The sequence below is a fragment of the Streptomyces phytophilus genome, assembly GCF_013870535.1.
Classification (GTDB): Bacteria; Actinomycetota; Actinomycetes; order Streptomycetales; family Streptomycetaceae; genus Streptomyces; species Streptomyces phytophilus.
The window spans coordinates 1-8,796 of the sequence record NZ_JACBXC010000133.1 but is presented as its reverse complement, the minus strand read 5'-3'; the positions used below and the strand labels follow the sequence as shown (position 1 = coordinate 8,796).

The following is an 8,796-nucleotide window of genomic DNA, read 5'->3' as shown; positions in this document are numbered from 1 at the left end:
TCGGTCGTCGTGGACGGCGGCCGCCGGCAGATCGTCATCGCCGGAGACGTCGTCGTCCACGCGGTGCAGCTCGCCGACCCGGCCGTGCGGTACTTCTTCGAAGAAGACCCCGACCTCGCCCGCCGCACCCGGCTCCGGCTGCTGGAGCGGGCCGGCGAGCGCGGCGCGGTGCTCGCCACGGCGCACCTGAACACGCCGTTCACAGCCCTGCGGTAGCGCGCGGCGCTACGCCCGGTCCAGCGAGGGGACCACCGTCCTGGCGACCTCCGCTGCCTTGTCGCAGGCGACGGAGGTGTCCAGCCCGCTCTCGGTGTCGTCGCTGTACTGGACGGAGACGAGTTCGCCGTAGCCGTCGGCCTCGTCCTCCGTCGGCGTCTCGACGCGCCGCCAGGAGACGTCGCAGCTGAGGACGATGTCCTCCTCCTCGGTCTGGACCGCGCTCAGGCCGCCCCCCAGGTCGACCGGCGCACCCTCCCCGGCGTCGGGAGGCAGGCCCTTGTAGAAGCGCACGGACACCTGCGGGTACGAGGTGCCGTCGCCCGACCAGAAGTCGCACGTGTGCAGGTCCTTGGGCTCGACGAAGGTCTTCTGCCCGAGGGCCGTCTCCACGGCCTTCCTGTCCGGCGCGGCGCACGGGTCGGCGGCCAGCACGGAGGTGTCGGGCACCTCCTGGTAGCGCGGCGGCGTGCCCTGCAACTCCCGTACGACGCCGGTCAGCGCCGTCCGCCCGGCCGCGCAGGCGTCCCCGTCCGCGTAGTCGACCTGGAAGTTGATGCCGAGCGACGTCTCGTACGACGTCAGGACCGACACCCAGCACTGCGCCGGCCCGTCGTCGCCGTCGACGACCAGCGGGAGGCCCGCCAGCTCCTTCGCCGGGTCGTCCGCCAGGATCAACTGGTCGCCGACGCGCAGCACCAGCTCCACCGTGTTGCCCTTCGCGTCCTGGACGTCGACGCTGCACTCACCCCACTCGGCCGACGAGTGGCTGTCGGGCGTGACGGTGCCGAGCTTGCCGAGGGTCCCCGCGTCGAGCAGCGCGCACGGATCCACGTCGCGCAGGGCGGCCGCCGCCACCGCGGGGTCGTCGATCTCCGGCTTCGCGCTTGCCTGTTCCTCCTGCTCCGCGGGGTCGTCCGCGGCGGGAGAGGAACTGTCGCCGCAGCCGGCGACGAACACGAGGAGCGCCGTTCCGGCGCCGTATATCAAGGGTCGAATCATCCTGTTGCCGATCACGCAGGGAGGCTAGCCAACCCCGCGGCCCGCCGTCCGCGAACGGGCAAAGGGCCCGCCTACCTCCACACTTCCGCCATAAGCCCTTCGCGCGGCCACCCCGCCATGACGCCGTCCTGGGGCGCACGAATGCACAGGACCCGCGCGTACGGGAGAGACGCGGCCGGGAGGGGAAGCATTCCGATACCGATCCGTCGCGCCCCCTGAGCACGCGCGAGCAGCACGAGAAGGAGGAGCCAGATGGTGCCCCCGACCCAAGCCCTCACCGACACGGGAGAGACCGCCACCGAGACCGCTCACACCGGCGGGACGCATCACCTGGCGTTGGAGCTGACAGGACGTTGCCAGTTAGCGTGTGCGCACTGCTACGCCGAGTCCTCGCCCCTCGGCGACCACGGCTCGATGACCGTCGGCGACTGGCGGCGGGTGATCGACGAGGGCGTCGCACTCGGTGTCACGTCGGTGCAGTTCATCGGCGGTGAGCCGACGCTGCACCCGCACTGCGCGGAGTTGGTCGAGTACGCGCTGAACGCCGGGCTGAAGGTGGAGCTGTACAGCAACCTGCTGCGCATCGACGACATCTGGTGGGACCACCTGTTCCACCATCCGCGGCTGACCGTGGCGACGTCCTACTACACCGCCGCCTCCGATCGGCACGACCTGCTGACCGGCCGGCGGGGCAGTCACACCCGGACGCGGAACAACATCGTGCGGGCGCTGGACGCCGGCGCGCGGCTGCGGGTGGGGGTGGTCGACATGGGCGGCGGCGAGGCCGATTCCGCCTGTGCGGACCTGCGCTCGCTGGGAGTCCAGACGATCCGCGTCGGACGCCTCCAGTCGGTCGGCCGCGCGGCCCGGGCCGAACGAAGCCCCACCGCACCGACTTCCGCCGAGCCGGCCCTGACCGAACTGTGCGGCGGCTGCACCCGCGGGCAGGTCGCCATCGATCCCCGCGGTGACGTCACGCCGTGTGTCATCGCCCGCTGGCTGCGGGTCGGCAACGTCGGTGAGACCTCCCTGGCCGACGTGCTGTCCGGTCCGCGCATGGTCGCCGTGACCGCCGAGTTGGACGCGGCGTTCGACGGTCCCGCGTTCGTCTGCGACTCCGGCAGCTCCGACTGCGGCCCATGAGGGAACCGGGGGCCGAGAATCCGAAGGCCGACGAACCCGGCGGTCAGAGCCGGCGTTCGATCCGGGCCCGCAGCGCCGCCGCCTCCGGGTCACCGTAGACCGTCAGCGCCTCCGCCGCCTCCCGCCACCAGTCGGTGGCGGCGGAGCCGTCCTCGCCCGACGCCTCGACCGCGCCGGCGAGTCGGTCGAGTGCGACGGCCAACTGCCAGGGGGACCCGCCGGTCCGCGCGAGTGCGACGGCCCGGCGGTGGAATGCGACCGCGTCTCCCGGCCGCCCCAGCCCCAGGTACGCCTCGCCCGTGCCGCACAGCGACTGGCCGAGGCGTCCCCGCATGTCCTGCGCGGTGTGGATGACCGTGGCCCGCTGGTACGACACCAGCGCGTCCTCGAACCGCCCCGCCCGGCACTGGATCTCCCCGAGGTCGAGGAGGGCCCACCCCTCCAACCGCTTGTTGTCCAACGAACGGGCGACCTCGACCGCCGTCGCGATCTCCCGCAGCGCGGCGCCGAGGGCGGACGCGTCCCGCGTACCCTCCTCGCTCCCCGGGGGCCCCGCGTGCGCGAGCGACCGGCCGAGGTACACCAGCGAGACGATCTCCGGCCCCCGTTGCCCGGTCTCGCGGTTGAGCGCGAGGCTCCGCCGTGCCCGGGCGGTGGCCTCGTCGTGGCGGCCGAGCGCGTCGTAGCACTCGGCGAGGTTGGACAACGCCACGGCCTCCTTGCGCCTGGCCCCCTCCCTCCGGTGCACCGCCACCAGGTCTTCGAACTGCTCGGCCGCCGCCGCGAACCGGCGCCGCAGCGCCAGGGCGACACCGAGGGAGGTACGCGCCATCCGCTCACCCGCGGGGTCGGCGATCTCATGGAACAGCGCCAGGGCCTCCGCATAGGCGGCCGACGCCTCGTCCATGCGCCATTCGTGCGTGTACGTGCTGCCCAGGTTGACGAGGGCTTCGCCCTCCGCCCGCTGCGCCTGCGCCGCTCGCTCCGTGTCTCTCGCACGCCGCGCCAGTTCGCGGTCCTCCCGCGCGGCGTCGCGGGCCGAGGCGAGGACGGCGTGCCGGTCGGCCGCCGAGACGCCGCGCTGTCTGATCCCGGGGCGGGATGCGAGCGCCAACTGCCAGGTCGCCCCGTGCAGTCCGCACTTCTCGGCCGAGCGGATCGCGGCGCGCAGGTTGGGCCACTCCAGGTCGAACCAGTGCGCCGCGCTCGTCCGGTCGCCGAACGAGGTGGCCGACGCCGGGGCCGGCAGCGCGGTCGGAGGAGGCGACTCCCCCGACTCCCGCAGGGCGTTGCCGGCGGCCCGGACGGTGTGCAGGTACCAGGCCAGGGCGCGGGTTACGGCCTCGTACTGCCGGGTGAGCGGCTCCTCGTGGTGCGCCGCGTCGGTAGCGTACGCACGCAGCAGGTCGTGGAACTGGTAACGGTCGGGGGCGATCTGCTCCACCATGTGCATGCCGACGATCGAGTCGAGCAGCTGACGCGCCTCGGGCACCGGCACCGCCGCGAGTTCCGCCGCCACCTGCACGCCGAACTCCGGCCCGGGGTGCAGCCCCAGTAACCGGAACATCCGTGCCGTCTCCTTGGGCATCGCCCGGTACGACCAGGCGAACACCGTGCGGACGTCGTCCTGCTCGTCGCCGCTCTCGGCCGACAGCGCCTCCCACAGGGCGCCCGGCTCGTCACGCAGGTTCTGTATCAGCTGGTCCAGCGGCAGCCACGGGCGGGAGGCGGCCCGCTCGGCGGCGATGCACAGCGCGAGTGGCAGACGGGCGCACAGCTCGGCCAGTTGGGCGATGTCGTTCGGATCGTCCCGGGTTCGGTAGTCGGCGACCAGTGTGCTGATCAACCGGACCGCCTCGTCCTCCGGCAGGACATCGAGGGTCATGCGGTAGGCACTGTCCCGCGCCAGCAGCCCTTCGAGCCGGTCGCGGCTGGTGACGACCGTCCGGCAGGTCCGGCTGCCGGGCAGCAGAGTACGCACCTGGCTCACCTGGGTGGCGTTGTCGAGGACGACGAGGACCCGGCGGTCCGCGAGGCGGGTGCGGTAGAGCGCGGCCCTGGCCTCCAGGTCGGCGGGGATCTCGCCCGGGGGCACGTCGAGCGCACGCAGGAAGCGGTCGAGCGCGTCGTCGGCGGTGACCGGGGCGCCCGGGTCGTAGCCCCGCAGGTTCACGTACAGCTGGCCGTCGGGGAACGCGGCCTCGGCGCGGTAGGCCCACCGCAGCGCGAGGGCCGTCTTCCCGACGCCGGCCGTGCCGACCACCACGGCGAGCGGGGCCGGGTCCGCACCCAGCAGCGCACCGTCGAGCCGCTCCAGCTCACGGGTCCTGTTGACGAACCGCCGGATGTCGGCCGGAAGCTGACGGGGAACAGTGCCCCGCGGGGCACCGGGCGGGGCGGGTGCCTGATGGAAGTGCAACCCGCCGCTGACTTCCCGCGCCTGGACGATCGCGCCGGCGGTGCCCCCCGATACGACGGACGAAGTGCCGTGCCGCGGAACCGGCACCGAGTCGTCGGGCTGATCGCCCGTGGTCGAACTCAACGGCACCTCGCAGATCCGAACGGTCACCCCACGCGTGCTGCGGCACGGCAATTCCCCGCGCCAACACCGCTGCCAGTAGTGTGCCCGCGCTCCCGATCCACCACCATCGCCGACGGCCGCGAATTCCTGCGTCCCGACACATCCCGCCACTCGATTGATTTCGGGTGGGGCACGGCGGTGAGTCCCGTGACTCCGGTGGCGGCAGCGGTGCGCAGCACCCAGCGCCGCGACGGTAACTCCGTTGAGTTCGCCATGCGTACGACCCCAGCGGCGGGCTCGCGGTCCAGCGCGACGTGCTCAGGTGAACATCGACGCGGCCAGGATGATCGGCAGCGAGATGACCGAGGCAAGCGTCATGGGGATGGTGTGGGTCTTGATGGTGCCCCGGGTGGAGAACCCGAGCAGGGACTGGAACATCCAGAAGAAGTTGCTGGACACGTGCGGCACGAAGAGGGCGCCGGAACCGGCCGCGAGGGCCACCAGCACGAGCGGCGCGTCGAGGTTGCCCGCGATGGGCGCCAGGATGCCCGCGGCGGTGATGCCCGCTACGGATATCGAGCCCAGGGCGATGTGCAGCACCGCCGCCACGATCCAGACCAGCAGCAGGGGAGGCAGGAAGCCGGAGGTGAACGCGTCGCCCAGGATCTCGGCCATGCCGGAGCCCTCGATGACGAAGCCGAGCGAACCGCTGACGCCGCTGAGCACCAGGATCGGGCCGCACTGGGTCAGCGCCGTGGCGATGGCCCCGTTGATCTCGTCCCGCGGCCGGACGCGGCTTGCCAGTGCGTAGGCCGCGGTGGCGCCCAGCACGATGGCAACCACCGGGTCGGTGAGGAACACGAGCGCCGTCGGGTCGACGGACATCGTGGCTGCGATGGCTCCTCCCGCGATGAGGACCAGCGTCAGGAGCACGGGGGCGACGGCGAGGAGCAGGGGCAACTCCCGAGTCCTGGGTCCGAGCGGGACCTCGGCCGGGGCCCCGACGGCGGGCCGGGCCCGCCGCGCCTCGTCTGCCTCGCCGGACTTGGTGTCTTCGGCCGACTCGTCCCTCTCGGGGTCCCACTTCATATAGCGGAGCAGTACGCCGAAGGCCAGCGTGGTCAGCAGCGCGGTGGGCAGACCGACCGCGAGGCCGACCGCGAACATCTGGCCCAGCGGCACATCCAGGATGCCGGCGATGGCGACCGCGGCGACGCCGGGCGCGACGAACACCAGGCCCACCTCGATGCCCGCGGTGAGTGAACCGCCCATCAGCGCGCGGCCCCGCGGGCCCAGCCGCGGCCCGAGCCGCCGCGCGAGTGGTGCCGAGAGCACGAGCAGCACGTCCGAGTAGATCGAGGTGAACAGCGAACTCAGCGTGACGGCGACGACGTACGGGATGCTGCGCTCGCCGAAGAGCCCGAGCATCGCCTCGACCAGCCGCTGCATCGTGTTCGTCACGGTGAGCAGCGCGCCCAGGATGACGCCGAACGTCACCAGGATGCCGATGTCCCCCATGACGTCGGCGAATCCGTCCGAGATCGCCTTGGGGGTGTCCTTCGCCCCGACCGTGGTGGTCAGTCCGAGGTAGAAGGTGCCGAAGAGCAGCGCGAACACCGGCGGGATCTTCAGCCACGTGATCGTGGCGACGATGCCGCAGATGGCTATCGCCGTGTTGAGGAACAGCAGGGAATCGTCAGGCACAGGACACTCCGCTCGTCCACTGCGCGGCTTGTGCCGTACATCGTGACGACGGTCACCACCGCTGTCTAAGACTCATTTGCAGCCCAACTGATAACGTGCGCCTATCAATTGGTCGCGCGTGACGGGCTCCGCCGCGTGCTCGTACGCGGCCGGGGCAGGCGAGGACGGTGCACGGCGTGGACGTACGGCAGTTGCGCTACTTCCTGGCCGTGGTGGACCACGGCAGCGTGCACCGGGCGGCCGAGCACCTCTTCGTCGCCCAGCCGTCGGTGACCCAGACCATCCGCCGCTTCGAGGCCGAGCTGGGGACCAGCCTGTTCCTGCGGCAGGGCCGCGGCCTGGTGCTGAGCCCCTCGGGCGCGGCCCTGGTGGCGCCGGCCCGCGAAGTGGTCCGCTCCCTCGACGTCGCCCGGGAGACGGTCGCGGCCGTGGACGGGCTGCGGGGCGGCTGGCTGCGTATCGCCGCCATGCCCTCCCAGGTCGTCAGCCCGCTCACCGGGCTCATCGCCGCCTATGCCCGCGCCTACCCGCTGGTGCAGGTGGCGGTGGTGGCCGCAGCCCGGCCCGACGACGTGCGGGACGCCCTGCGCCGAGGAGTCGCCGAGGTCGGCGTCGTCGCCGTACCCGGCGCCCACGCCGCGCACGCGGACCTCGACCACGTGCCCATCGAGACGCAGTCGTTCGTGCTCGTCGCCCGCGCCGACACCTCCCTCCCGCCCGGCGACGGCCCCCTCGCCGTCGAGGAGTTGTCCGGTCTCCGGCTCGTCGCGGGTCAGCCGGGTACGGGAATGCGCCGGGTCGCGGACGCCATCGTCGCCGCGACCGACTGCCGCATCGCGGTCGAGATCGAGCACCGCGAGGGCCTGCTCCCGCTCGTGCTGGGCGGCGTGGGGGTGGCCGTCGTCGCCGACTCGTGGCGGCCCCTCGCCGACGCGGTCGGGCTCCGCGTGCGGCGGCTCGCCGTAGAGAACACCCTCGACGTGGGGCTCGTCTGGCAGCGCCACCGCCTCAGTCCTGCCGCCGCCGCGTTCGTCAGCGTCAGCACGGGCGCCGACGACCCCGGCGGCACGGCGCGCAACCGATAGGCATCGCTTATCGGACGGGCTGCAAACCGATCTTGGACAGCCGCGAACGTCCCGGCGTTCCATGGTGGCCATGACCACGCGTTACCGGATCGCCCTCATCCCCGGCGACGGCATCGGCGCCGAGGTGCTGCCTCCCGCCTGCGCCGTCCTCGACGCCGTCGGCAGGCGTCACGGCGTCACCTTCGCCTACGACACGTTCGACTGGTCCTGCGAGCGCTACCTCGCCGAGGGCGCGATGATGCCGGACGACGGCCTGGACCGTATCCGGCACCACGATGCCGTTCTCCTCGGTGCCGTCGGCTGGCCCGGCGTGCCCGACCACGTGTCCCTGTGGGGGCTGCTCATCCCCATCCGCCGCCGGTTCCGGCAGTACGTGAACCTGCGCCCCATCAAGGTCCTCGACGGAGTCCCCAGCCCGCTCGCGAAGGCCACGACCGACGTCGACTTCGTCGTGGTCCGCGAGAACGTCGAGGGCGAGTACTCCGAGATCGGCGGCCGGCTGGGCCGCGGCTTCCCGGACGAGATGGCCGTCCAGGAGGCCGTCTTCACCCGCCCCGGCGTCGAGCGCATCCTCGACTACGCGTTCACCACCGCCCGGCGCCGCGGCGGCGACCTGGTCTCCGCCACCAAGTCCAACGGAATCGTCCACACCATGCCGTTCTGGGACGAACTCGTGCGCGAGGCTGCCGAACGGTTCCCCGAGGTGCCCTGGCGGCAGGAGCACATCGACGCGCTCGCCGCGAAGATCGTGCTCGACCCGGCGCGGTTCGACGTCATCGTCGGCTCCAACCTGTTCGGCGACATCCTCTCCGACCTCGCCGCCGCCGTCGCGGGCAGTATCGGGCTGGCCCCCGCGGCGAATCTCAACCCCGAGCGCGAGTACCCCTCCATGTTCGAGCCCGTCCACGGCTCCGCCCCGGACATCGCGGGACAGGGAATCGCCAACCCGCTCGGCGCGATCTGGAGCACGGCGATGATGCTCGACCACCTCGGTCACGCCGAGGCGGCCGCCGAGGTCTGCGACTCGTTCGCCTCCGTGCTGGCCACGACCGGCGCCCGTACCCGCGACCTCGGCGGGACCGCCGGCACGGAGGAGTTCACCCGGCTGATCCTTGAGGCCGTCGC

6 protein-coding genes and 1 pseudogene are annotated in these 8,796 nt (G+C 72.4%); 4 read left to right on the top strand and 3 right to left on the bottom strand.

The genetic code is table 11. The features are described 5' to 3' along the window. Window positions 1-216, top strand: a pseudogene (locus tag H5J30_RS09915) (MBL fold metallo-hydrolase); the annotation flags it as partial. 9 nt (window positions 217-225) lie between these two features. Here H5J30_RS09915 and H5J30_RS09910 read toward each other — a convergent pair. Then, a complete protein-coding gene (locus H5J30_RS09910; protein ID WP_258563222.1) occupies window positions 226-1,218 on the bottom strand; it encodes a DUF3558 family protein in 993 nt (330 codons plus the stop codon). Window positions 1,219-1,470: 252 nt separating this feature from the next. Between H5J30_RS09910 and H5J30_RS09905 the strand changes: the two genes are divergently transcribed. After that, on the top strand, window positions 1,471-2,361 hold the full coding sequence (locus H5J30_RS09905; RefSeq protein ID WP_181787051.1) for a radical SAM/SPASM domain-containing protein: 891 nt from the start codon (window positions 1,471-1,473) through the stop codon (window positions 2,359-2,361). A gap of 43 nt (window positions 2,362-2,404) precedes the next feature. On the opposite strand, the gene H5J30_RS09900 is transcribed toward H5J30_RS09905, so the two are convergent. Beyond that, window positions 2,405-4,930, bottom strand: a complete 2,526-nt coding sequence (locus H5J30_RS09900) for an ATP-binding protein (RefSeq protein ID WP_220188727.1) — start codon at window positions 4,928-4,930, stop codon at window positions 2,405-2,407. Window positions 4,931-5,200: 270 nt separating this feature from the next. Next, window positions 5,201-6,586 (bottom strand): GntP family permease, encoded by a 1,386-nt coding sequence (locus tag H5J30_RS09895; protein ID WP_181787050.1) that lies wholly within the window; start codon window positions 6,584-6,586, stop codon window positions 5,201-5,203. Window positions 6,587-6,762: 176 nt separating this feature from the next. Here H5J30_RS09895 and H5J30_RS09890 point away from each other — a divergent pair, with 176 nt between their 5' ends. Further along, window positions 6,763-7,671: a LysR family transcriptional regulator gene (locus tag H5J30_RS09890; RefSeq protein WP_181787049.1), complete on the top strand. Its 909-nt coding sequence runs from the start codon at window positions 6,763-6,765 to the stop codon at window positions 7,669-7,671. Window positions 7,672-7,741: 70 nt separating this feature from the next. Then, on the top strand, window positions 7,742-8,796 hold a 1,055-nt coding region (locus H5J30_RS09885), incomplete at its 3' end, for a tartrate dehydrogenase (RefSeq protein WP_181787047.1).

Excerpts from the sequence above, each read along its gene's own strand:
- H5J30_RS09910 (WP_258563222.1), bottom strand. The coding sequence starts at position 1,218 with ATGATTCGACCCTTGATATACGGCGCCGGAACGGCGCTCCTCGTGTTC.
- H5J30_RS09905 (WP_181787051.1), top strand. The coding sequence starts at position 1,471 with ATGGTGCCCCCGACCCAAGCCCTCACCGACACGGGAGAGACCGCCACC.